Genomic DNA, 23,055 nt, shown 5'->3' with positions numbered 1-23,055 from the left:
TTCATGAGTACGACCACAGCGGAGACCTCCGCCCCGGTGAGCAAGGACAACCCCGTGAAGACACCGCCCCGGGTCCGCCGCCGCGGCGAGAACAGCCTCGCCGGCTCCCTCGCCTCCCACGGCATCCTGACCGTCGCGAGCCTGATCGCGCTCTTCCCGATCGGCTGGCTGGTCTATCTGTCCCTCGGCCCGGACAAGGACGACTACCTCCACCCGGGCGGCATCTGGGACAAGATGACGTTCGACAACTACACGTTCGTCCTCGAACACACCGAGTTCTTCGACTGGCTGAAGAGCTCCCTCATCGTCACGCTCGGCACCACGTTCATCGGCGTGCTGATCGCCGCCACCACCGGCTACGCCGTCTCGCGCATGCGCTTCCCCGGGTACAAGAAGTTCATGTGGGTGCTGCTGGTCACCCAGATGTTCCCGGTCGCCGTGCTGATGGTGCCGATGTACCAGATCCTCTCGGACCTGAAACTCGTCGACAACTACCTCGGGCTCGTCCTCGTGTACTGCACGACGGTCATCCCGTACAGCGCCTGGCTGCTCAAGGGGTACTTCGACACCATCCCCTTCGAGATCGACGAGGCCGGACGTGTGGACGGGCTCACTCCCTTCGGCACCTTCTTCCGGCTCGTCCTCCCGCTCGCCAAGCCGGGCCTCGCGGTGGCCGCCTTCTACAACTTCCTCACGGCGTTCAGCGAGGTCGCCTTCGCCTCGACGTTCATGCTCAGCGACGACAAGTACACGCTCGCCGTCGGTCTGCAGTCCTTCGTCAGCGAGCACGACGCCCAGCGCAACCTCATGGCCGCGACCGCCGTGCTGATCGCGATACCGGCCGCCGCGTTCTTCTACCTCGTACAGAAGAACCTGGTGACCGGACTCACCGCCGGCGGCACCAAGGGCTGAGCGGCACGCTCGTGCACGAGACTCCCGCGCGCCTGACCGCGCGGGTGGCGGCCGCGGGGTCCATCCGACCCCGCCGACCCCGCGGCCGCCTCATTCCCCCGCCGCCGTCTGAATCCTGACCCCAATGACCCCGTTACGTACCAAGGACGCCATGAGCCAGCAGCCCTCCGCAGCCCCGGCCCCCACCCCCACCTCGGCCGTCGCCACCGTCGCCAAGCGCCGTGACTGGTGGCGGGACGCGGTGATCTACCAGGTGTACCCGCGCAGCTTCGCCGACAGCAACGGCGACGGCATGGGCGACCTGGAAGGCGTACGCTCCCGCCTCCCGTACCTGCGCGACCTCGGCGTGGACGCCGTGTGGCTCAGCCCCTTCTACGCCTCCCCGCAGGCCGACGCAGGCTACGACGTCGCCGACTACCGGGCCGTCGACCCCATGTTCGGCAACCTCCTGGACGCCGACGCGCTGATCCGCGACGCCCGCGAACTGGGCCTGCGCATCATCGTCGACCTGGTCCCCAACCACTCCTCCGACCAGCACGAGTGGTTCAAGCGGGCGGTGGCGGAGGGCCCCGGCTCGCCGCTGCGCGACCGCTACCACTTCCGCCCCGGCAAGGGGAAGAACGGCGAACTCCCGCCCAACGACTGGGAGTCCATCTTCGGCGGCCCGGCGTGGACCCGCCTCGACGACGGCGAGTGGTACCTGCACCTCTTCGCCCCCGAGCAGCCGGACTTCAACTGGGAACACCCGGCGGTGGGCGACGAGTTCCGCTCGATCCTGCGCTTCTGGCTGGACATGGGCGTGGACGGCTTCCGCATCGACGTCGCCCACGGCCTGGTGAAGGCGGCCGGCCTCCCCGACCTCGGCGCCCACGACCAGCTGAAACTGCTGGGCAACGATGTCATGCCGTTCTTCGACCAGGACGGCGTGCACGAGATCTACCGGCAGTGGCGCCTGATCCTCGACGAGTACTCCGGAGAAAAGAAGGGGCCCGAAGGGCCTTCCGCAGAAGGGCGGTGGCGGGAGACGGGCGGGCGTATCTTCGTCGCCGAGGCCTGGACCCCGACCGTCGAGCGCACCGCGAACTACGTCCGCCCCGACGAACTCCACCAGGCCTTCAACTTCCAGTACCTGTCGACGGAATGGGACGCGAAGGAACTCCGTACGGTCGTCGACCGGACCCTGGAGGCGATGCGCCCGGTCGGCGCCCCGGCCACCTGGGTCCTGTCCAACCACGACGTGACCCGCCACGCGACCCGCTTCGCCAACCCGCCCGGCCTCGGCACCCAGATCCGCACGGCGGGCGACCGTGAGCTGGGCCTGCGCCGCGCCCGCGCCGCCACCCTCCTCATGCTCGCCCTGCCCGGCTCGGCCTACGTCTACCAAGGCGAGGAACTCGGCCTCCCCGACGTCGTCGACCTCCCCGACGAGGTCCGCCAGGACCCCGCCTACTTCCGCGGCGCCGGCCAGGACGGCTTCCGCGACGGGTGCCGGGTGCCGATCCCGTGGACCCGGGAGGGCTCGTCGTACGGCTTCGGTACGGGCGGCAGCTGGCTGCCCCAGCCGTCGACGTGGGCGGAGCTCAGTGTGGAGGCACAGGACGGCGTCGCCGGCTCGACCCTGGAGCTGTACCGCTCAGCCCTGCGTCTGCGCCGCACCCAGCCCGACCTCGGCGCGGGCGACGCGGTGGAGTGGCTGAAGGCACCCGAGGGCGTCCTGGCCTTCCGCCGGGGCGAGTTCGTGTGCGTCGCGAACACCTCCGGCGAGTCGGTACGCGTCCCGTCGTACGGCCGTGTCCTGCTCGCCAGCGGCGAGGTGGCGGAGACGGACGGCGAGGCGAAGGTACCGGCCGACACCACGGTGTGGTGGACGACGGCCTGACCCTGCACCGCGAGGCCCGCCGCTCCTGGAGGGGAGCGACGGGCCTCGCGCCGTCATGGACGGCGATCAATGTCCTCGTACGGGTGTCGTCGAGGCGCCTGCTGTGCGGGCCTGATCAGTTGATGCGGGTGATGCGGTTGCTGTTGTCGTTGATGACCCGGTGGCTGTTGTCGATGTGTGCGCTGTTGTCGACGTGCGTGCTGGCGTCGGTGTCCGAACTCGTGCCGCAGCGGTTCTGGCCGGCCGACTGCCAGGTGCCGATCGAGCCGCTGCCGCCGTCACCACCGTTGCCGCCCATCGCCTGCTGCTGCTGCTGCGACTGGACGTTCGGCGCACCCGGCCCACCGCCGGAGGTGGATGCGGCGGCGGCGGCCGCGGCGGCGCTGCTGTTGTCGGAGGCGGCAGCCGCAGCGGCGGCGGCAGCGGCGGAGGCACCGTCGCCGCCCACACCGAGCCCGAGGGTCTCGGCGACCTGCCTGACCACCGAGGCGCCTCCGGACGCGTCGACGAGGGAGAGGCTCACAGGGTTGTTGCACTGGATGACACCGGGGACATCCGCCACCGGCGCGGCGGAGGCCGCTCCGGCACCGAGTCCCGCGGTGGCGAGGGCGAGCATGGTGACCGTTGCGGCGCAGCCGATGAACTTCACGGGTCTTCCTTTCCGGGAGGGAAGAGGAGAGAGAAAGGGTGGGGTTCGGGCGCCGCAGGGGCGCCACACCGGGGGAACGCCATCACCTTTGGTGAGGTTTCGCGTCATGTGTCCGGTTCACCCGAGTGCCGCGCCGTGCCACGTCGACGACACCCGACCGCGGTGCTGCGTCGCTGCCCGCCCGGAGTCACCATGGAGTGAGGGAACCTGCTCCTGAGGGAGGCTGTGCACCGTGCCCGAGCTGCCCGACGTCGAAGGATTCCGCGCGGTCCTGGAGTCCTGCGCCCAGGGCAGGGTCGTCCGGCGCGTCGAGGTGCGGGACACGGGTGTGCTGCACGAGGTGAGCGCACGGCGGCTGCGCGAGGCGCTGGAAGGCCGCCGTTTCACCCGGCCGGAACGGCACGGCAAGTGGCTGCTCGCCCGCACCGGCGGCCCCACCCTCCTGCTCCACTTCGGCATGACGGGCCAACTCCTCTGCTGCCATCCCGACGACCCGGTGCAGGCCCATGACCGCGTCCTGTTCACGCTGGCCCGCGACCGCCAGCTGCGCTACCGCGACCAGCGCAAGCTCCGGGGCCTCTGGCTGGCCGAGGACGAGTCCGGGGTCGCGCGGCTGCTCGGCGACCTCGGCCCGGACGCGCTGACGGTGGACCGGGACGACTTCGAGACCGCGCTCAGCGCACGCCGCGCCGGCATCAAGACGGTCCTCACCGACCAGACGGTCCTCGCCGGACTCGGCAACCTCCTGGCCGACGAGATCCTGTGGCGTGCCCGTCTGCGCCCCACCGCCCGCGCGACCGACCTCACCGAGCCCGACCGCCGCCGCGTCTACACCGAGATGCGCCGCACCCTGCGCTCCGCGGTCCCCACCGGCCGGGTCCCCCCGCGAGACTCCTGGCTCACCGGCCACCGCGACGACCCGGACCCCGTCTGCCCCCGCTGCGGCACCCACCTGCGCCGTACGCGCGTGGGAGGCCGCGGCACGGTGTGGTGCCCGCGCTGCCAATAGTCGGCTGACGGGGCGTCAATCCATAACTTCTTGCAGATCTTTCACGCACCCCCCTGCCCTTTCAGGCCACCACACCCTTAACATCACGCCACTGCAAGGTTTCTGAAAGATTTCCGCAAGAGCCTTCAATGGAGAAGGAACCCCCACATGGCACGCACCAGATCCCTTTCGGGCGCCCTGGCCCTGGCCGCCGGCCTGACCTTCCTCGGACCCGCCGCCCACGCCACCCCGCCCGGCAGCAAGGACGTCACCGCCGTCCTCTTCGAGTGGAACTTCGCCTCGGTGGCCAAGGAGTGCACCAACACCCTCGGCCCGGCCGGCTACGGATACGTCCAGGTCTCCCCGCCCGCCGAGCACATACAGGGCTCGCAGTGGTGGACGTCGTACCAGCCGGTGAGCTACAAGATCGCGGGTCGGCTCGGTGACCGGACCGCTTTCCAGAACATGGTCACCACCTGCCACGCGGCCGGTGTGAAGGTCGTCGTCGACACCGTCGTCAACCACATGTCGGCCGGGAGCGGCACGGGCACGGGCGGATCGTCGTACACGAAGTACGACTACCCCGGCCTGTACTCCTCCTACGACTTCGACGACTGCACCTCCTACGTCACCAACTACTCCGACCGCTGGAACGTCCAGCACTGCGAACTCGTCGGCCTGGCCGACCTGGACACCGGGGAGGAGTACGTCCGCAAGGCCATCGCCGGCTACATGAACGACCTGCTCACCCTCGGCGTCGACGGCTTCCGCATCGACGCGGCCAAGCACATCGACACCGCCGACCTCGCCAACATCAAGTCCCGGCTCACGAACACCGGCGTGTACTGGAAGCAGGAGGTCATCTACGGCTCCGGCGAGGCCGTGCAGCCCACCGAGTACACCGGCAACGGGGATGTGCAGGAGTTCCGTTACGCCTACGACCTCAAGCGGGTCTTCAACAACGAGAACCTCGCCTACCTGAAGAACTACGGCGAGGGCTGGGGGTACATGAGCAGCTCGGTGGCCGGCGTGTTCGTCGACAACCACGACACCGAGCGCAACGGCTCCACCCTCAACTACAAGGACGGCGCGAACTACACCCTCGCCAACGTCTTCATGCTCGCGTACCCGTACGGCGCCCCCGACATCAACTCCGGCTACGAGTGGTCCGACACGGACGCGGGCCCGCCCAACGGCGGTACGGTCAACGCCTGCTGGCAGGACGGCTGGAAGTGCCAGCACGCCTGGCCGGAGATCATCCGCATGGTCGCCTTCCGCAACGCCACCCGCGGCGAGTCCGTCACCAACTGGTGGGACAACGGGGGCGACGCGATCGCCTTCGGCCGGGGCGGCAAGGGGTACGTGGCCATCAACCACGAGAGCGGCTCGCTGACCCGGACGTTCCAGACGTCGATGGCGGCAGGCACTTACTGTGATGTTCAGAGCAACACGAAGGTGACGGTGAACTCCAGTGGCCAGTTCACCGCCACCTTGAGCGCCAATACTGCGCTGGCGATCTACTCAGGAAAGTCGAGCTGTTAGTTGGTCGTTCTGCACGTTGCCCGGTCCAGGTGACGAAGCAGCGCCAGGTTCCACAAGGCTCGCGCAGAATGGCCCCACGCGGTGAGGACCTCTTCCTGCCCAGGGGTGGAACAGGCCGACACCGAGGAACACTTCAGTGTCGGCCCGTTCATGGGTGCTGAGTTGCTCGACTACTTCCAGGTGTCGCTCGTGGAGTATCCGGACGAACTGCCCGTCGTGTACGAGCGGTTCGTCCCGGACTCCCAGGTCACGTTCCCCGAGCCGTCCTTCTTGATGAACTTGTACTCGAAGGTGGTGCTCTTCGGGACGATCACCGCCTTGCTCCAGGTCGGGTAGGACGCCGACGACAGCGGGATCGCGTCGCTCGTGTTCCACGAGCCGAGGGAGGCGATCGAGCCGACGACGTAGACGTTGGTGCCCCAGGTCGTCGTCGCGTTGACGTTGAAGGTGACGTCGGTGGCGCTCGCGTTCGCCAGGTTCCAGGAGTTGTTGAGGGCGACGGCCGAAGTCGTCGTGGTCACCGATCTGTTGGCGTTCGACTCCCAGGTCACGTTCCCGGACGCGTCCTTCTTGATGTACTTGTACTCGAACGACGTGTTGATCGGCACGCTCACCTCCCCCGACCAGATCGGGTAGCCGGAGGACGACAGCTGGACGGCCTTCGCGGTGTCCCAGCCGCCCAGGGCGGCGAGGGAGCCGACGACGTGGACGTTGGTGCCTGAGGTGGTCGGCGCGTACGCGTTGAAGGTCGCCGTCACCGTCGACGTGCCGTCGTCCGGGTCCTCGCAGGAGGTGTCGCACGGGGTGAACGCGCCGTCGTAGAAGGCGATCGCGCTCTTCGCCGGGATCGTGAGGGTGGCGTTGCCGCCGGAGACCGTCACCGTCGTCGTGCCGTTGTCGACGACGTTCGCGTAGGTGCCGTCGGCCATGCCGGTGGCGAAGGTGTACGTGGCCGCCGAGGAGCCGTTGTTGAGGGCGAGGTAGCCGCCGGTGCCGCGGGCGAAGCCGATGACGTTGGACGACTTGGTCGACCAGTTGGTGACCGCCGCCGAGCCGACCGCGTTGTGCCACTTCACCATGCCGGTGATCGCGGTGTCGCGCTGCAGGCAGTACCAGCCGGAGGAGCAGTTGGTGTCCGTCACGAAGCCGTTCGAGTTCGGCGGCGCCTGGTCGGAGGAGGACCACTCGAAGCCGGAGTAGACCGTCGGGGTCGACCACTTGTAGGCGAGCTGGAAGACGTTGGCGAGGCGGTAGGTGTCGCCGTCCTTGTAGCTCATGTGGAGGCCGTTGCGCTCGGTGTCGTGGTTGGTCACGAAGGACACCGAGTTCGCCGGGGTCAGGATGCCGGAGGAGGACAGGGACTCCAGGTCGCTCACATTGCCCTGGAACGCCGACTTCAGCTTGCTCGCGTAGGTGAAGTCCAGGACGTCACCCGAGGAGTAGTAGTCGGAGGCGGCCGGGGTCGAACCCGGGTACACCTCCTGGAAGACGTACGGGGCCGAGCCCGCCGTCGTGGTGTTCAGCCTGGCCCGGATCGCGTTGAGGTCGGCGACCGGGATGTGCTTGGCGGCGTCGATGCGGAAGCCGTCGACACCGAGGGCGATCTGCTGGTTGAGGAAGGCCGCGATGCCCGAGCGCACGTTGTCGTCCTCGGTCTCCAGGTCGGGCAGGCCCAGCAGCTCGCAGTTCTGGATCTCGCTGAGGTTGGACCAGTCGTCGATGATCAGGTCGGAGTCGTTGCACTCCGCCGAGGTGTGGTAGTCGCCCGGGTCCCAGTCCGGGGTGTCGTACTTGTTGGTGATCGTCGTGCCGTTGTAGCCGGTGCCGGTCTGCGCGGCGGTGTGGTTGATCACCGCGTCCGTGTAGACCTTGAGACCGGCGTCGTGGCAGGCGGTGACCATCGACGCGAACTGGGCCGCCGTACCGAAGCGGCCGTTGAGGTTGTACGAGTACGGCTGGTAGACGTCCCACCAGTAGTAGCTGGACTGCTTCAGGGACTCGGCCGGCGGGGCGACCCAGACGGCGCCGTAGCCGTTCGGGCCGAGCACATTGGTGCACTCGGACGCCACCGAGTTCCAGTTGTACTCCCACAGGTTGGCGATCACATCGCCGGAGGTCGTGGCGTCCGCGTGGGCGGGGGCGGCGGGCAGGGCGATCGCGCCGGCCAGGGCGAGTACGGCGGCGGCCGCGGCTCCGGCCGTGCGCCGCAGGACACCCGGGGGGCGGGGTCTGGTGGTCATGTGCGGCTCCGTAAAGGGGGGTTCAGGCTTCAACAACCCGTGAGAGTGGGGCAGTTGAGAAGGGCACGTCAAGGCTTCGGTGAAAGTTCTTGCTACGGCTTGCAAGACTCTTGCTGTAAACCTTTCGTTAGCGATACGGTCGCGCGGGCGCCCGGCGACGAAGCCGTCCCGCGGCGCAGGGGTCGGACCCAAGAGAGCCGTCATCGCAAGGAGTTCTCGCCTGTGACACCGAGAAGGCCGGCGCCCTCGGCGCGCCGCACCGCGCACAGCAGACGGATCGCGGCCGTCGCCGTGACCGCGCTGGCGGCCGCCCTCGTGCAGCCGCTCGCCGCCCACGCCGACACCCCGCCCCCGCCCCCGTCCGACGCGAAGCTCGCCGCCGCGCCCGCCCGGCACGACGACACCCGCGAGCAGTTCTACTTCGTCATGCCGGACCGTTTCGCCAATGGGGACACCGCCAACGACCGGGGCGGTCTCACCGGGTCACGCCTCACCACCGGCTACGACCCCACCGACAAGGGCTTCTACCAGGGCGGCGACCTCAAGGGCCTCGCCAAGCGCCTCGACTACATCAAAGGCCTCGGCACCACCGCCATCTGGATGGCCCCGATCTTCAAGAACCGGCCGGTGCAAGGGGTGGGCAGCAGCGCCTCCGCCGGCTACCACGGCTACTGGATCACCGACTTCACCCAGGTCGACCCGCACTTCGGCACCAACAAGGACCTCGAGACCCTCATCGCCAAGGCGCACGCCAAGGGCATGAAGGTCTTCTTCGACGTCATCACCAACCACACCGCCGACGTCGTCGACTACGAGGAGAAGTCCTACGACTACCTCTCCAAGGGCGCCTTCCCCTATCTGACCAAGGACGGCGAGCCCTTCGACGACGCCGACTACGCGGCCGGTGGAAAGAAGTTCCCGGCCGTCGACGCCGACTCCTTCCCGCGCACCCCGACGGTCACCTCCGACGCCAAGGTCCCGTCCTGGCTCAACGACCCGACGATGTACCACAACCGGGGCGACTCCACCTACGCGGGCGAGTCCACGACCTACGGCGACTTCTCCGGCCTGGACGACCTGTGGACCGAGCGTCCCGAGGTCGTCAGCGGGATGGAGAAGATCTATCAGCGCTGGGTCAGGGACTTCGACATCGACGGCTTCCGGATCGACACCGTGAAGCACGTGAACATGGAGTTCTGGACCCAGTGGGCGACGGCCCTCGACGCCTACGCGGGGAAGCAGGGGCGCGACGACTTCTTCATGTTCGGCGAGGTCTACTCCGCCGACACGGACATCACGTCCCCGTACGTCACCCAGGGCCGCCTGGACGCCACCCTCGACTTCCCCTTCCAGGAGGCGGCCCGCCAGTACGCCTCCCAGGGCGGCAGCGCCCAGCGGCTCGCGTCGGTCTTCGCCGACGACTACAAGTACACGACCGACAAGGCCAACGCGTACGAGCAGGTCACCTTCCTCGGCAACCACGACATGGGCCGCATCGGGTACTTCCTGAACCAGGACAACCCGAAGGCGACGGATGCCGAGCTGCTGAAGAAGGACCGGCTCGCCAACGAGCTGATGTTCCTCAGCCGCGGCAACCCGGTCGTCTACTACGGCGACGAGCAGGGCTTCACCGGCTCCGGCGGCGACAAGGACGCCCGCCAGACCCTGTTCGCCTCCAAGGTCGCCGACTACCTCGACGACGACGAGATCGGCACCGACCGTACGCACGCGAGCGACGCGTACGACACGAACGCCCCGCTGTACCGGCGGATCGCCGCCCTCGCCAAGCTCCGCAAGGCCAACCCGGCCCTGACGGACGGGGTCCAGACCGAGCGGTACGCCGCCGACGGTTCCGGCGTCTACGCCTTCTCCCGCACCGGGACCGGCAAGGACACGACCGAGTACGTCGTCGCCTTCAACAACGCGGACACGGCGAAGTCGGCGACCTTCGCGACCGGGTCGGCGGACATGAAGTTCCGCGGCATCTACGGGACTTCCAGCACGGTGACGTCCGCCGCCGACAAGAAGATCACCGTCACGGTCCCGGCCGGGTCGGCGATCGTCCTCAAGGCGGCCGGCCGGCTCGCCAAGCCCGCCACCGGGCCGACGATCACCCTGAAGGCTCCCGACACCGGCGCCACCGGCACGGTCGAGCTCACCGCAGGCGTCGACGGGGGGCAGCTCAACCGGGTCGTCTTCGCCGCGCAGGTCGGCAACGGGAAGTGGCGGACGCTCGGTTCCGCCGACCACGCCCCCTACAAGGTGACCCAGAGCATCGCCGAGGACGTACCGGCCGGAACGGCCCTGCGCTACAAGGCGGTTGTCATCGACTCGGCGGGCCGCACGGCCTCAGCGACCGCCACGAGCACCACCGGCACCCCGCCCGCCGAGGAGATCCCCACCGCCTCCTCCCGTGACTACGCGGTCGTCCACTACCAGCGCGCCGACGGCGACTACGACGACTGGGGCCTGTACGCCTGGGGCGACCTGGCCGACGGCGAGTCGACGAACTGGCCGGACAGCCACCCCTTCACCGGCCGTGACGCGTACGGCGCCTTCGCCTACGTCAAGCTGAAGCCCGGCGCGTCGAACGTGGGCTTCCTCGTCATCGACAAGGACGGGAACAAGGACGTCTCGGCCGACCGGACGATCGACGTCACCAAGACCGGTGAGATCTGGATCGAGCAGGGCAAGGAGACCGTCCTCACGGAAAAGCCCGAGTACCCGGCCCAGGACGAGACCAAGGCGATCCTCCACTACAAGCGCGCCGACGGGGACTACGACGGCTGGGGCCTGCACGTCTGGACCGGTGCCGCGAACCCCACGGACTGGTCGAACCCGCTGAAGCCGGTGCGGACCGACGCCTATGGCGCCGTCTTCGAGGTGCCGCTCAACGCCGGTGCCACCAGCCTCAGTTACATCATCCACCAGGGCGACGACAAGGACCTGCCCGCCGACCAGTCCCTCGACCTCACGGCGAACGGCCATGAGGTGTGGCTGCTGAACGGCCAGGAGAAGTACCTGCTCCCGCAGCCCGCCGGGTCCGCCGCCGCGCTGGACCTCACCACCTCCAAGGCGGTCTGGATCGACCGGAACACGGTCGCCTGGAACGGCTCCGAGGCGGCCGCCTCCACCCAGCTGCTGTACTCCCACGATGGCTCGATCGCCGTCGACAACGGCTCGCTGACCAGCGACGACGAGCGGTGGCTGCGACTGACGAAGACCACCCTCACCGACGCCCAGATGGCGAGGTTCCCGCATCTGAAGGACTACACCGCCTGGTCCGTCGATCCGCGTGACCGCGACCGGGTGCGGGAAGCCCTCCAGGGCCAGATCGTCGCCTCCCAGCGGGCCGTGAACGGGGCGGTGCTCGCCGCGACGGGCGTCCAGACCGCCGGTGTGCTCGACGATCTGTACCCCACGGCGACGAAGGCGCAGTTGGGCCCCACGTTCCACGACGGGCGTCCCACGCTGGCCGTCTGGGCGCCGACCGCGCAGAAAGTGTCGCTGGAGCTCGACGGCTCCCTCACGAAGATGAAGCGTGACACGCGCACCGGAGTCTGGTCCGTCACCGGCCCCAAGTCCTGGAAGAGCAAGGCCTATCGGTACATCGTGAAGGTCTGGGCGCCCAGCGTCCGCAAGGTCGTCACCAACAAGGTCACCGATCCCTACTCGGTCGCCCTCACCACCGACTCCGAGCGCAGCCTGGTCGTCGACCTGGACGACAGGTCCCTCGCCCCGAGCGGCTGGTCCTCGTACACCAAGCCCAAGGCCGTCCCGCTGAAGGACGCCCAGATCCAGGAGCTGCACGTCCGGGACTTCTCCGTCGCGGACGAGACCGTGCCGGCGAAGGACCGGGGCACCTACCTCGCCTTCACCGACAAGGACAGCGACGGCTCGAAGCACCTGCGGCAGCTGGCGAAGTCGGGCACGTCCTACGTGCACCTCCTGCCCGCCTTCGACATCGCCACGATCCCCGAGAAGAGGTCCGACCGGGCGACCCCCGACTGCGACCTCGCCTCCTACGCGGCCGACTCCGACCGGCAGCAGGAGTGCGTGGCGAAGACCGCCGCGAAGGACGCCTACAACTGGGGCTACGACCCGTACCACTACACGGTCCCCGAGGGGTCGTACGCCACGGACCCGGACGGCACCGGCCGTACGGTCCAGTTCCGGAAGATGGTCAAGTCCCTCAACGAGGACGGCCTGAGGGTCGTCATGGACGTCGTCTACAACCACACCGCGGCGAGCGGCCAGGCGGACACCTCCGTCCTCGACCGGATCGTCCCCGGCTACTACCAGCGTCTGCTGGCCGACGGATCGGTCGCCAACAGCACCTGCTGCGCCAACACGGCGACCGAGAACGCCATGATGGGCAAGCTGGTCGTCGACTCGATCGTGACCTGGGCCAAGGAGTACAAGGTCGACGGCTTCCGCTTCGACCTCATGGGCCACCACCCGAAGGCGAACATCCTGGCGGTCAGGAAGGCCCTGGATGCGCTGACCCTCGCCAAGGACGGTGTGGACGGCAAGAAGATCATCCTGTACGGCGAGGGCTGGAACTTCGGCGAGGTCGCCGACGACGCCCGATTCGTGCAGGCCACGCAGAAGAACATGGCCGGCACGGGCGTCGCGACCTTCTCCGACCGGGCGCGGGACGCCGTACGCGGCGGCGGGCCCTTCGACGAGGACCCCGGCGTCCAGGGCTTCGCGTCGGGCCTGTACACCGACCCCAACACGTCCACGGCGAACGGCACCCCGGCCGAGCAGAAGGCCCGCCTGCTGCACTACCAGGACCTGATCAAGGTCGGTCTGTCCGGGAACCTCGCCGCCTACCGGTTCACCGACGCCGACGGCAAGGAGGTCACCGGCGCCCAGGTCGACTACAACGGGCAGCCCGCCGGATACGCGGACGCGCCGGGTGACGCCCTCGCCTACGCCGACGCGCACGACAACGAGTCCCTGTTCGACGCCCTCGCCTACAAGCTGCCGTCCACGACGAGTGCGGCCGACCGGGCCCGGATGCAGGTCCTCGCGATGGCCACGGCGGCCCTCTCGCAGGGCCCGTCGCTCTCCCAGGCCGGCTCCGACCTGCTGCGCTCCAAGTCCCTGGACCGCAACTCCTACGACAGCGGCGACTGGTTCAACGCGATCCACTGGAACTGCGCCGACGGCAACGGCTTCGGCCGCGGGCTGCCCCCGGCCGCCGACAACGCCTCCAAGTGGCCGTACGCCAAGCCTCTGCTGACGACCGTCGGCGTGGGCTGTGCGCAGATCGAGGGTGCCTCGGCCGGGTACCGGGACCTGTTGAAGATCCGTACGACGGAGAAGGCGTTCTCCCTCGGCACGGCGGACCAGGTGCAGTCGAAGCTGTCCTTCCCGCTGTCCGGCGAGGACGAGACACCCGGTGTGATCACGATGGAGCTGGGCGACCTGGTCGTCGTGTTCAACGCGACGCCGGACGAGCAGAAGCAGCGGATCGTTTCTCTCGCCGGGCAGGGCTACCGCCTGCACCCGGTGCAGGCGTCGGGCGCGGACTCTACCGTCAAGACCTCGTCCTACGTGCGGGAATCGGGCACGTTCGCCGTTCCGGGTCGTACTGTCGCGGTATTCTCCCGGGTCTCCTGATACAGGACTAGCTTGGTGGGGCGGTCCCGGCGCGGGGCCGCCCCACCACGTCGTTTCCGAGAGGGCCGGGAGTCAGACGGTGCCCGCCGATCCGCTGCAGATGCAGTCCGTCGTACGGGCCGCGCTGCGCGGGGCACGGCGGCGGGGCGACGCCGAGGTACGGGCGCGGCGGCTGACGCTGCTCACGGAGGCGACCGTCGCCGTGCAGACCGCGCGCTGCCCGGGCGAGCTGGCCGAGGCGGCCGCGCAGGGTGCCGCCCGGCTCGCGGGCGCACCGGCGGTGGTCTTCGTGGTCGGCCCGGACGGTGGACTGCACCGGGGCACCTCCTCCGACCGCGGCACCCTCGGGCTGCCGGACGCGGCCGCGCACGAGTCGGTGGCCCGGCTGGTCTCCCGGCTCGCGACGGGGCACGGCGGACCACGGGGCGTGGTCGCGCCGGCGACGGTGTGGCCGGCCGGGTTCTTCCGGCCGGGGCTCAGGGAGGCCGCCCGGCTGGTGCCGGCCGTGACCCCGGGCCGCCGCACACCCGTCTGTGTGGCGGTCCCGGCCGCCGCCCCCGGCGTCGACGACGGGCTGCTCTCCCGCCTCGCCCAGGTCACCGCGCTGGCCGCCGAGCCGCTGCTGATGTACCAGGTCGAACGGCATGTCGCGCTCACCCTCCAGCACAGCTTCCTGCCCCGCCCCCACCGGCCGCCCCGGCTGTCGGGCGTGGACCTGGTGGTGCGGTACGTGCCCGCGTCCCGGGAGACCGAGATCGGCGGCGACTTCTACGCGGCCGTGTCCACCGGCACCGGGGTGCTCACCGCCGTCGGGGACGTCGTCGGGCACTCGCTGGAGGCCGCCACGGTGATGGTGGAGATCCGGCACGCGCTGCGCGCCTACTGCGTCGAGGACCCCGACCCGGCGGTGCTGGCCGCCCGGCTCGACCGCATGCTCCAGCACTACCACCCCGACGTCACGGCGACCGTGTGCCTGGCCCTGCTGGACCCGGCCGGCGGGCGGCTGCGGGTGGCCAACGCGGGCCATCTTCCGCCGCTGGTCGTCTCCGGCACCGGCCGCGCCGCGTACGTCGACGTGGACGGGCCGCTGCTCGGGCTCGGCCTGGAGCGTCCGGCCCCCGCCGAGCTGGTGCTGGGGCCCGACGACCGGCTGCTGATGGTCACCGACGGTCTGATCGAGACCCGCGGCACGGACCTCGGCGTCAGCCTGGAACGCCTGCGCACCGCCGCCGCGGACGCCCCGCCCGGCCTGGACGCCCTCTGCGACCTGCTGCTCACCCGCTTCGGCCACGACCAGGAGGACGACATCGCCATGCTGGCGCTCCGGCTAGGGTGAGCGCAGGTCGCCCTAGAACAGGAGTGCTCATGCCGAACATCACCGTGGACTACTCGGCCGCCATGTCCCACGCCTTCGACCAGCAGGCCTTCGCACATGCCCTGCACACGTCGGTGGTCGAGATCGCGGCCGCCAAGCCGGAAGCGTGCAAGACCCTGTTCCGCAAGGCCGACCTCACCGCGTACGGCTACGAGGACCCGCTGGAGTACGACCACGCGATCGTCCATGTCACCCTCGGCCTGCTCGCCGGCCGCACCGACGAGACCAAGGCGAAGCTGACCGAGGCCGTCCTGGAGCTGCTGCGCGAGCACGTGGAGGACGAGGGCTTCGTGCTGCACGCCTCCGCCGAGGTCCGCGACCTGGACCCGTCGTACCGCAAGTTCGAACGCGAGTGAGCGTTACGACGCGAGGGCGATCAGCCGGGCCGCCAGGTTTCCGAAGGGCCCGTCGGCCGGTTCGCCGGACAGCATGGGGTGCAGCAGCGTGCGCATCTCGTCGTCGTAGGCCGCGCTGACGGCGGTGAGCGCGGCGAAGTCGTGCACGAGCTGCACCTCCAGCTCCTCGCGCGGGATGCGCCGCCCGTCCAGCCAGATCAGCGCGGTCGACTCGGCGAGCGAGATCCAGGAGCGGACCACCAGCTCCAGCCGGGCGGGCGGGTCGGTGATCCCCAGGTGGGTCAGGATCTGCTCGTAGGCGGCCTGGCGCACGGAGTCGATCAGGGCGTTGGTCGTCGACGAGCCCACGGCCGGGCCGCCGCGCATCAGGGCGGAGAAACCCGGGCCGTGCTCGTCGACGAAGTCGAAGTAGCGGCGCATCACCCGCAGCAGCCGCGAGCCGAGCGGTCCCTCGTGCGGTTCGGCGAAGCGGGAGGCGAGGTCCTCCGAGGCTCGCTTCAGCGCCGCCTCGTACAGGCTGAGTTTGCCGGGGAAGTAGTGGTAGACGAGGGGGCGCGAGATACCGGCGGCGGCCGCTATCTCGTCGATGGAGACCTCGTCGGGCGAGCGCTGGGCGAACAGCTCGAGGGCGACGCCGATCAACTGCTGCCGACGCTCCTCGACTCCCATTCTTCGACGAACCCCGGTAGTCATGAGCACACCTTACCGATCGGATCCGGCCCTTAACGGACCGGATCAACCGAGGGTGTTCACATATCGAGCACCAGCCGGTCACCTCGCGCCCGGGACACACAGATCAGCATCGAGTCCGCGCGCTCCACGTCTGTCAGCAGTTCGTCCCGGTGATCCACCTCGCCCTCCAGCACCCGCTGCCGGCACGTTCCGCAGAACCCCTGCTCGCAGGAGTAGAGCGTGCCGGGGAGTTCGGCGCGCACGGCAGCGAGCAGGGACGAGTCGGCGGGGACGGTCAACACCCGTCCACTGCGCTGGAGTTCGACCTCGAAGGCGTCTGCCCGCACGGCGCCCGCCGCGAACCGCTCGACCCGCACGGACGGCACCCGCTGCGCCACGGCCGCCATCAGCCCCTCGGGCCCGCAGCAGTACACGGCGGCCCCGGCGGGCAGATCCTTCAGCGCCGCGTCGAGGTCCGGCCGCCCCTCCACCACCGTCACCCGGTCCCCGCCGAGCTTCTCGACCTCCGCCAGGAACGGCATCGACGCCCGCGACCGACCGGCGTAAATCAGCCGCCACCCGACGCCCTCGGGAAGTGCCCGCAACATCGGCAGGACGGGGGTGATGCCGATACCGCCGGCGACGAAGACGTACGACGGGGCCCCGACGAGGGGGAAACGGTTCCGCGGCCCACGCGCCTCGACCTGCGTGCCCTCCCGGAGCCGCTCGTGCACCTCACGCGACCCGCCCCGCCCCTCCTCGACGAGCCGCGCGGCCACGGTGTACGCCGACGTGTCGGCCGGGTCCCCGCACAGCGAGTACGGCCGCACCAGCCCCGACGGCAGCACCAGCTCGATGTGCGCCCCCGGCTCCCAGCGCGGCAACTCCCGCCCCTCGAGGCGCAGTCGTACGACCCCGTCGGCGACCGTTTCCCGCGAGGCCACCCGCAGCCGCAGCGCCCGCGACCGGGGCCGCCCGGAGACCGGCTCCTCCAGTGCGGGCAGCGGCCACAGCGGTGAGGTCTGGATCCGGCGCCGCATCGCCCGCCGGGCCAGCCAGGCCGTGCCGACGACGACGGCGACCGACAGCGGCTTCGGCATCACACGGCCCCCCTCTCGGCGACGGCGGCGGCCAGCGCGGCGGGGGAGGAGGCGAGATAGGCGACGGCCTGTTCGGTCGAGCCCTCCTGTGAGGGGTGGTAGCTCCGGCTGAGATAGCGGGGCACCGACCTCAGCAGATCACCGGTGGCGGGCAGCGTGCCCCGCCTGCCGCGGACGTAGAAGGCCCGGAAGCTCGCGCGTCCGCCGGTGAGCGTCGGGTCGTTCTCCATGAAGAAGCGGGCCCCGCGCTGCCACAGGAAGACGAGGGTCGCGAAGGCCGTGGCCCAGGTGCGCACCCGGCGACGGTAGCCGCCGTCGAGATGCATGAACAGGTCGAAGGCGACGGACCGGTGCTCGACCTCCTCCGCGCCGTGCCAGCGCAGCAGGTCCAGCATGGTCGGGTCGGCGCCCCTGCGGTCCAGCTCCTCCGCGTTGAGCACCCAGTCGCCCAGGAAGGCGGTGTAGTGCTCGATGGCCGCGATCAGCGCCACCCGCTCCTTCAGCCACCAGCGCCGGGCCCGCCCCGGCGGCAGGGTGCGGTCGCCCAGCAGCTTCTCGAAGAGCCAGTCGACCTGCGCGGTGTACGGCGTCGGGTCGAGCCCCTGCTCCTTCAGCTGGGGCAGCACCTCGTCATGGGCCTGGGAGTGCATCGCCTCCTGCCCGATGAACCCGATGACGTCCGCGCGCAGCCGCTCGTCCCGGATGTACGGCAGCACCTGCCGGTACACATGCACGAACCAGCGCTCGCCGGCCGGCAGCAGCAGGTGCAGCACGTTGATGGTGTGCGTGGTGAACGGATCCCCCGGCACCCAGTGCAGCGGGGTGTCCTCCCAGGAGAAGGACACCTTGCGGGCCTTGAGCGGCACCCGGTCCTTGTTAGACATGACGTCAATGTACTGATGGGTAGGACCGGGGTGAACCCCTCTGCGCCGATCAGTTGAGCCCGTCGATCGAACGCCCGTCCTGCAGCGTGCCCTTGAGATCCGCCTTCGCTCCCTGCTGCCCCCGTACGGTGAGCAGGTTGCCCGGCGCCGACCCGTTCACCCCGCCGGTGGCCCGCAGGGACCGCGTCCCGCTGTCCCCGGCCGCGAGGAGGTACCAGTGGCCGCCCTCCGACTTCCACAGCACACCGGCCAGCACATGCGGATCGCGCCGCCCGCACCCGGGGACGTCCCCGGCCTTCGCCACGGCCGCCCCGAACAGCCCGCCCGGTGTGCGGAACTGGGCGAGGACCCGGGTCCCGTCGCCCCGCCAGGTCTCGGCCCGGGTGCACACCCATTCCGCCGAGCCGGTCGCGTCGGGCAGCGGCTGGCGCGCGTACGACCACGCGTTGACCGTCCGTACGCCCTGTCCGCGCACATCGGCCAGCGAGCAGGCGTACGGCGCCCAGGTGGTGAGGGCCTCGGCGCCCGTCGCCTCCTTCGGCGCGGTGGGCCGGCCCTCGGTGAGGCGGGCGGGGACCAGTTCACCGAGGTCGGTGAGGAGGTGGGAGCCGGAGGCGTCGGTGAGCTGGAGGACGTTCCAGGAGGTGCAGGTGCCGGTCCGGGTGGCGGGGCTGGCCAGCGGTGAGGTGACCCCGTCGGTGAGGGGCAGCGCCATCAGCCCGGCGCCCGGCTTGGTGAGGTCCCGCTCGGCGGCCTCGGTCACCCAGGGAGCCGTCAGCCAGCGGACGTTGCCGTCGGCCCGGTCCAGCACGATCGCGGCGGCCTCGGCGCCGGTCGCGCCGTCGACCCGCGCGAAGTCGAGGGCCGCCCCGGCCGTGCCGTCCTTCGGCTCGGCGTAGCGGGCGATGCGCAGACCGTCGTAGAGGATCACCACCCGGGCGTTGCCGACCTCGCCCGCGTAGAGGAGCTGGGGCGGGCCGGAGGGGCCGCCGGAGGGGGTGTCGGGGGTCGCCGAGACCCGTACCTTCTCGCCGGGGCGGGCCCAGACGGCGAGGGCGCGGCGCAGCAGCGCGGTGTCGCGGGCGAGTGCGCCGCGGGCGGGCCAGACGGAGAAGTCGGTGCGCGCGGACGTCTTCCAGGCGACGGGGGAGACCCGCAGCAGCCGGCCCGGGTCGAGGGCCGCCTCGGCGGCCGGGTTGCGCGCGTACGCCGGGGCGGCCGCGCCGTCCGGGCCCCAGCCGTCGCCGGGCAGGGCGACCAGGGCGCCGCACACCGCGAGGGCGGCAGCGGCGGCGAGCGCGGCCTTGGTGTGCCGGCGGCGGCGCATCAGATCGGTGGGCCGGGCCTGCAACGAGCAGGGGTCGAACTCGGGGGAGTCGAGGAGGGCGTACCGGGCGGGGACCGCGTCGGCCTCGCGCAGCGCGCCGTCGGCGTCCTCGGCACCGGCCTCGGAGAGCACCTCGCGTACGTCGGCGTCGGGCAGCTTCTCCAGGCCGCGCAGGACGTAGGCGGCGCGGGCCGGTCCGGAGAGGGTGGCCAGCCGCTGGTCCAGGGCGAGTTCGTCGGCGCCGCCGGAACGCGGGAACAGCCTGAGACCCCGCACCTGGGGGAGCAGCGGCGGCAGCTGTGCGCGCTTGGGCCACGCCCGGCGCCCGAGCGGCAGGCCCGCCTCCAGGGCCGTACGCACCACCTGGAGGCGGACGTACCCGTACCCGGGGTCGCCGTCACGGCCGCCGGCCTGGGCCTGGGCCGGGATCACGGGGGCCGAGGCGCGGCCGCGGGGCAGCGCGCGCTGGACGAGCGCGTGCGCGGTCAGGACCCGGCGGCCCCGGCCGAGGCCCGGCGGCAGCACCAGATAGGCGAGCCGGACGAGACGCGGATAGTGCTCGACGAGCGCGGCCTCGGCCTGCTCGACGTCGACGACCCGGTCGGTGACGGAACCGGGTGCGGGGCGCGGGGCGACATCCTGTGACTGCACGTCCAGCAGAACGAGCGGGACGGTGGATGGTCACCGCCGTGTGGGTGAGTGACCCGGTGCTACGGCTCGACGAGCGCCCGCGCGTAGTTCCCCATCGACCGCTGGTAGCGCGGCAGATGGGGCGCCAGGGCGCCGAGGACCAGGGACAGGCCCTCGCGGTCGCGGCCGAGGCTGGACAGGCACAGCGCCAGACAGGCCCGTACGGCGTCGTCCAACTCGTCGGACGGGGCGTCCAGTTCGGGGGTGAGGAGCTCGACGCCCTCCTCGGCCCGGCCTGTGTTGCGCAGGGAACTGGAGAGCTGGATCTTGGCGCGGCGGCCCTTGTAGCCGGTCAGACCCCGTGCGAGCGCCTCCCGGTACAGCGGGACGGCCTTGTCGGAGTGGCCGGTGGAGTCCCAGGCGCAGGCCTGCTCGAACGGGCCGAGCGGGCTGCCCTCGGGCAGTTCGGAGACCAGCGCGTCGATCACGGCCCGGAAGTCGCCGGCCCGCTCCTCGGGATACTCGTCGAGGGCGGCCCAGGCGGCGGTCACACGATTTTCCCAGTCTTGGTTCACCGGCACACTTTCGCACGTCCGTGCCCGGGTTACGCCGGTATTTTGAGCGCACCGCACGCGGGAGCCGTATCCAGGACGAGGCTTTCGCAGGGAGGACAGATGAAGGTGACCCGACCCATGCTCGCGGCGGCGGCCGTCGCGGCGGCGCTGGTGCTGACCGGATGCGGCGGTTCCGAAGGGGACACGAAGGCGGCAGCCGTACCGTCGGCGGCGACCGGCAGCCTGGAGCACCTGGCCGCCGAGGTGAAGTGCACGCCCGACATGCAGACCGACGCCGACGAGATCCGCCAGGCCATCTGCAAGAACGCCGACGGCAAGTTCATCCTGGCGACCTTCGCCACCGACCGCGGCCAGCGCGAGTGGATCAACGGCGCGAAGGACTACGGCGGTCACTACCTCGTCGGTCGCAAGTGGGTGGCCGTGGGCGAGACCAGCACGGTGAACGCGCTGCGCAAGACCCTCGGCGGCGACATCGAGGAAGGCACCGACCACTCGGCGATGACGCACGGCGCCTCCGACAGCGCGACGCACTCCGGTCACTGACCGGCGATCGCCCGGGCAACGCCGAAGGCCGGCGGTGAGGAATCCTCACCGCCGGCCTTTCAGTGTTCTGTCAGAACCTCACTGGCACTTCTTGCCGGTGTTGATGCAGTTGACCATCTTGTTCATCAGGTTCGTGGAGAAGAAGTTGATGAAGTCGTTGTGGTCGGTGATCGGCTTGTGCAGGTTCTCCGGGAAGGTGTCGACCGCGTACGCGTTCTTCACGACACCGTTCTGGATGACCGGCTGAGGCGTGTTGTAGACCAGCCGGACCTGGAGCTGCGGGATCGCCTTGAAGCCGTTGGCGCAGGTGCCGTCCGCCTGGACGAACGACACGTGCGTCCGGTGGTTGGCGCTGTCGATGTTCTGACCGTCCCAGCAGCTCTGGAAGTTGGTCGTACGGACCACCTGGCTGCCCTGCGGGCAGATCGGGTACTGGGTCTCCAGCTGCACCTTGTTCTCGAAGCCGGTGCAGGACCAGTTCACGTTGGCGTTGGCGTTGCCGTTGACGAAGGCCTTCGCGTCACCGGTGATGATGCGCAGGGCCGTCGGCATCGCGACGACGTTGCCCTTCTTGTTGCCGACGAACTTCAGCTGCGCCTGGACGGGCTGAAGGATCTTGCCGACGTTGCCTTCCTTGCCACCGCCGTCGTTGTTCTGGTCGAAGTCCTGCGTGCCGTCCTGGACACGCAGCACCGGCCAGAAGTACGAGGACTTGTCGCCCTGGTTCTGGCAGCTGGTGGTGGCACCCGCCAGTTCCTGGTCGCTCGCGAAGGCGTCGTTGTTCTGGTTGCCGACGTAGTCGTGCAGGTGGTGCGCACCGTTGGTGACACCCGGGGCCACGATCACGTTGTCCGTGTTGTGGTTGTCGTTCCCGTTGGTGCCGCACTTGGTGGTGAAGGTGCCCCGCGAACCGGAGTTGCCGTTGGCGGCGAGACCGTTCTGGCCCACGCCCAGCTGCGCGTTCGCCTGGACCTTCGTGATGTCCACGAAGTCCGCCGCGGTCGGGCCGTTGCCGCCCTGGCCGTTGGCGCCCGCCTGCTGCTGGCCACCGTTCTGCTGGCCACCGTTCTGCTGCTGGCCACCGTTCTGCTGCTGCTGGCCGCCGTTCTGCTGCTGGCCGCCGTTCTGCTGGTTGCCACCCGCCTGGCCGGCGTTGGTCTGCGCCGCCTGCGTGGTGCAGGCCGCGAGCTGGCTCAGCTGGGTGTTGAACTGGCCGCCGACGCGCTGGATGTCGATCCGGATCCGGTCGATCGTGGCAGCCCGCTTCTCCTTGAGGGGGCCGACGATCGCGTTCTGCACGAACCCGGAGTCCTGCGCCTGCGCCTGACGCGTGGAGGCGAGCCGGGCGTAGGCCTCGGTGATCTGCTTGTCGAGGTTCGCCAGCTCGGTGGCGACGCCCTGCTTGGCCTTCTCCGGCACGTTCGTCAGCTTCTGCCCCACGTCCGGGCAGGAGATGGTGGCGACCTGCGCGGCCGCGGTGGCGGCCTTGGTCGAGTTCTGGCCCGAACTGTTCGACTCGTGCGCCGAAGCGTAGAAGTTCGCCCAGATCAGCCCGCCCCCGCCGAGCGCTAGGGCCGCCGATGCTGCCACGGCCTTCGTGGCCATCGACGAACGGCGTTTACGAATGTTGCGTCCCATGGAACTCCTCTGACTTCCTTGGCGGGGTCGCATCGAGGCGCCCGACAGGAGTGAAGCTGCCCCCTCACTTACGCACGCCGCCCCAGAGGTGTTCAGCCCTCTCAGAAATTGATGAGA

Annotated in this window: 16 protein-coding genes; 8 read left to right on the top strand and 8 right to left on the bottom strand. The window is 70.1% G+C overall.

Annotated features, from left to right (window positions below):
* The first annotated feature begins 3 nt into the window (after positions 1-3).
* Both ACIRF9_RS07060 and ACIRF9_RS07055 read left to right on the top strand, forming a co-directional pair.
* Positions 4-912 carry a sugar ABC transporter permease gene (locus ACIRF9_RS07060; RefSeq protein WP_403817547.1) on the top strand — a complete coding sequence of 303 codons (909 nt, stop codon included), beginning with the start codon at positions 4-6 and terminating at the stop codon, positions 910-912.
* 151 nt (positions 913-1,063) lie between these two features.
* Positions 1,064-2,791, top strand: a complete 1,728-nt coding sequence (locus ACIRF9_RS07055; RefSeq protein ID WP_403817967.1) for a glycoside hydrolase family 13 protein — start codon at positions 1,064-1,066, stop codon at positions 2,789-2,791.
* A 115-nt stretch (positions 2,792-2,906) separates the two neighbouring features.
* On the opposite strand, the gene ACIRF9_RS07050 is transcribed toward ACIRF9_RS07055, so the two are convergent.
* On the bottom strand, positions 2,907-3,440 hold the full coding sequence (locus ACIRF9_RS07050) for a hypothetical protein (RefSeq protein WP_403817544.1): 534 nt from the start codon (positions 3,438-3,440) through the stop codon (positions 2,907-2,909).
* A 232-nt stretch (positions 3,441-3,672) separates the two neighbouring features.
* Here ACIRF9_RS07050 and ACIRF9_RS07045 point away from each other — a divergent pair, with 232 nt between their 5' ends.
* On the top strand, positions 3,673-4,449 hold the full coding sequence (locus tag ACIRF9_RS07045; RefSeq protein WP_403817541.1) for an Fpg/Nei family DNA glycosylase: 777 nt from the start codon (positions 3,673-3,675) through the stop codon (positions 4,447-4,449).
* A gap of 147 nt (positions 4,450-4,596) precedes the next feature.
* Entirely contained in the window at positions 4,597-5,970 is a 1,374-nt protein-coding gene (locus ACIRF9_RS07040) for an alpha-amylase family protein (RefSeq protein ID WP_403817539.1), read from the top strand.
* Between the two features lie 170 nt (positions 5,971-6,140).
* Here the strand turns inward: ACIRF9_RS07040 and ACIRF9_RS07035 are convergent, their stop codons facing one another.
* Complete coding sequence (locus ACIRF9_RS07035) at positions 6,141-8,210, bottom strand: carbohydrate-binding module family 20 domain-containing protein (RefSeq protein WP_403817536.1); 2,070 nt, start codon at positions 8,208-8,210, stop codon at positions 6,141-6,143.
* 222 nt (positions 8,211-8,432) lie between these two features.
* Between ACIRF9_RS07035 and pulA the strand changes: the two genes are divergently transcribed.
* The 3 genes from pulA (at position 8,433) to ACIRF9_RS07020 (ending at position 15,569) form a co-directional block, all read left to right on the top strand.
* Positions 8,433-13,838 carry a pullulanase-type alpha-1,6-glucosidase gene (pulA, locus tag ACIRF9_RS07030; protein ID WP_403817533.1) on the top strand — a complete coding sequence of 1,802 codons (5,406 nt, stop codon included), beginning with the start codon at positions 8,433-8,435 and terminating at the stop codon, positions 13,836-13,838.
* A gap of 79 nt (positions 13,839-13,917) precedes the next feature.
* Complete coding sequence (locus ACIRF9_RS07025; protein WP_403817530.1) at positions 13,918-15,174, top strand: PP2C family protein-serine/threonine phosphatase; 1,257 nt, start codon at positions 13,918-13,920, stop codon at positions 15,172-15,174.
* Positions 15,175-15,203: 29 nt separating this feature from the next.
* On the top strand, positions 15,204-15,569 hold the full coding sequence (locus tag ACIRF9_RS07020) for a 5-carboxymethyl-2-hydroxymuconate Delta-isomerase (protein WP_403817527.1): 366 nt from the start codon (positions 15,204-15,206) through the stop codon (positions 15,567-15,569).
* Positions 15,570-15,572: 3 nt separating this feature from the next.
* Here the strand turns inward: ACIRF9_RS07020 and ACIRF9_RS07015 are convergent, their stop codons facing one another.
* From ACIRF9_RS07015 to ACIRF9_RS06995, 5 genes are read right to left on the bottom strand one after another with little or no spacing between them, the layout of a single operon-like run.
* The gene (locus ACIRF9_RS07015; RefSeq protein WP_403817524.1) at positions 15,573-16,262 is read right to left on the bottom strand and encodes a TetR/AcrR family transcriptional regulator; all 690 of its coding nucleotides are present in this window, start codon (positions 16,260-16,262) and stop codon (positions 15,573-15,575) included.
* A gap of 56 nt (positions 16,263-16,318) precedes the next feature.
* Complete coding sequence (locus tag ACIRF9_RS07010) at positions 16,319-17,341, bottom strand: PDR/VanB family oxidoreductase (RefSeq protein WP_403817521.1); 1,023 nt, start codon at positions 17,339-17,341, stop codon at positions 16,319-16,321.
* Positions 17,341-18,225, bottom strand: a complete 885-nt coding sequence (locus tag ACIRF9_RS07005) for a metal-dependent hydrolase (protein WP_403817519.1) — start codon at positions 18,223-18,225, stop codon at positions 17,341-17,343. Before ACIRF9_RS07005 ends, ACIRF9_RS07010 begins: the two co-directional genes overlap by 1 nt.
* Before the next feature lie 49 nt (positions 18,226-18,274).
* Positions 18,275-20,203, bottom strand: coding sequence for a hypothetical protein (locus ACIRF9_RS07000; RefSeq protein ID WP_403817516.1), 1,929 nt, complete (start codon positions 20,201-20,203; stop codon positions 18,275-18,277).
* Positions 20,204-20,262: 59 nt separating this feature from the next.
* Positions 20,263-20,757: a tetratricopeptide repeat protein gene (locus ACIRF9_RS06995; RefSeq protein WP_403817513.1), complete on the bottom strand. Its 495-nt coding sequence runs from the start codon at positions 20,755-20,757 to the stop codon at positions 20,263-20,265.
* Between the two features lie 99 nt (positions 20,758-20,856).
* Here ACIRF9_RS06995 and ACIRF9_RS06990 point away from each other — a divergent pair, with 99 nt between their 5' ends.
* The gene (locus ACIRF9_RS06990) at positions 20,857-21,300 is read left to right on the top strand and encodes a hypothetical protein (RefSeq protein ID WP_403817511.1); all 444 of its coding nucleotides are present in this window, start codon (positions 20,857-20,859) and stop codon (positions 21,298-21,300) included.
* A gap of 78 nt (positions 21,301-21,378) precedes the next feature.
* Here ACIRF9_RS06990 and ACIRF9_RS06985 read toward each other — a convergent pair whose 3' ends face one another.
* Positions 21,379-22,938, bottom strand: coding sequence for a DUF1996 domain-containing protein (locus ACIRF9_RS06985; protein WP_403817508.1), 1,560 nt, complete (start codon positions 22,936-22,938; stop codon positions 21,379-21,381).
* Between the last annotated feature and the right edge of the window lie 117 nt (positions 22,939-23,055).

It is taken from the genome of Streptomyces sp. NPDC096132 (assembly GCF_044763345.1).
Lineage (GTDB): Bacteria > Actinomycetota > Actinomycetes > Streptomycetales > Streptomycetaceae > Streptomyces.
Note: the sequence above shows the minus strand (reverse complement) of the source record. Positions and strands in the feature narration are given on the sequence as shown.

What these genes read in the sequence shown, in the direction of transcription:
- ACIRF9_RS07060 (WP_403817547.1), top strand. Translation starts at nt 4, where the DNA reads ATGAGTACGACCACAGCGGAGACCTCCGCCCCGGTGAGCAAGGACAAC.
- ACIRF9_RS07055 (WP_403817967.1), top strand. Translation starts at nt 1,064, where the DNA reads ATGAGCCAGCAGCCCTCCGCAGCCCCGGCCCCCACCCCCACCTCGGCC.
- ACIRF9_RS07040 (WP_403817539.1), top strand. Translation starts at nt 4,597, where the DNA reads ATGGCACGCACCAGATCCCTTTCGGGCGCCCTGGCCCTGGCCGCCGGC.
- ACIRF9_RS07035 (WP_403817536.1), bottom strand. Translation starts at nt 8,210, where the DNA reads ATGACCACCAGACCCCGCCCCCCGGGTGTCCTGCGGCGCACGGCCGGA.
- ACIRF9_RS07020 (WP_403817527.1), top strand. Translation starts at nt 15,204, where the DNA reads ATGCCGAACATCACCGTGGACTACTCGGCCGCCATGTCCCACGCCTTC.
- ACIRF9_RS07015 (WP_403817524.1), bottom strand. Translation starts at nt 16,262, where the DNA reads ATGACTACCGGGGTTCGTCGAAGAATGGGAGTCGAGGAGCGTCGGCAG.
- ACIRF9_RS07010 (WP_403817521.1), bottom strand. Translation starts at nt 17,341, where the DNA reads ATGCCGAAGCCGCTGTCGGTCGCCGTCGTCGTCGGCACGGCCTGGCTG.
- ACIRF9_RS07005 (WP_403817519.1), bottom strand. Translation starts at nt 18,225, where the DNA reads ATGTCTAACAAGGACCGGGTGCCGCTCAAGGCCCGCAAGGTGTCCTTC.
- ACIRF9_RS06990 (WP_403817511.1), top strand. Translation starts at nt 20,857, where the DNA reads ATGAAGGTGACCCGACCCATGCTCGCGGCGGCGGCCGTCGCGGCGGCG.
- ACIRF9_RS06985 (WP_403817508.1), bottom strand. Translation starts at nt 22,938, where the DNA reads ATGGGACGCAACATTCGTAAACGCCGTTCGTCGATGGCCACGAAGGCC.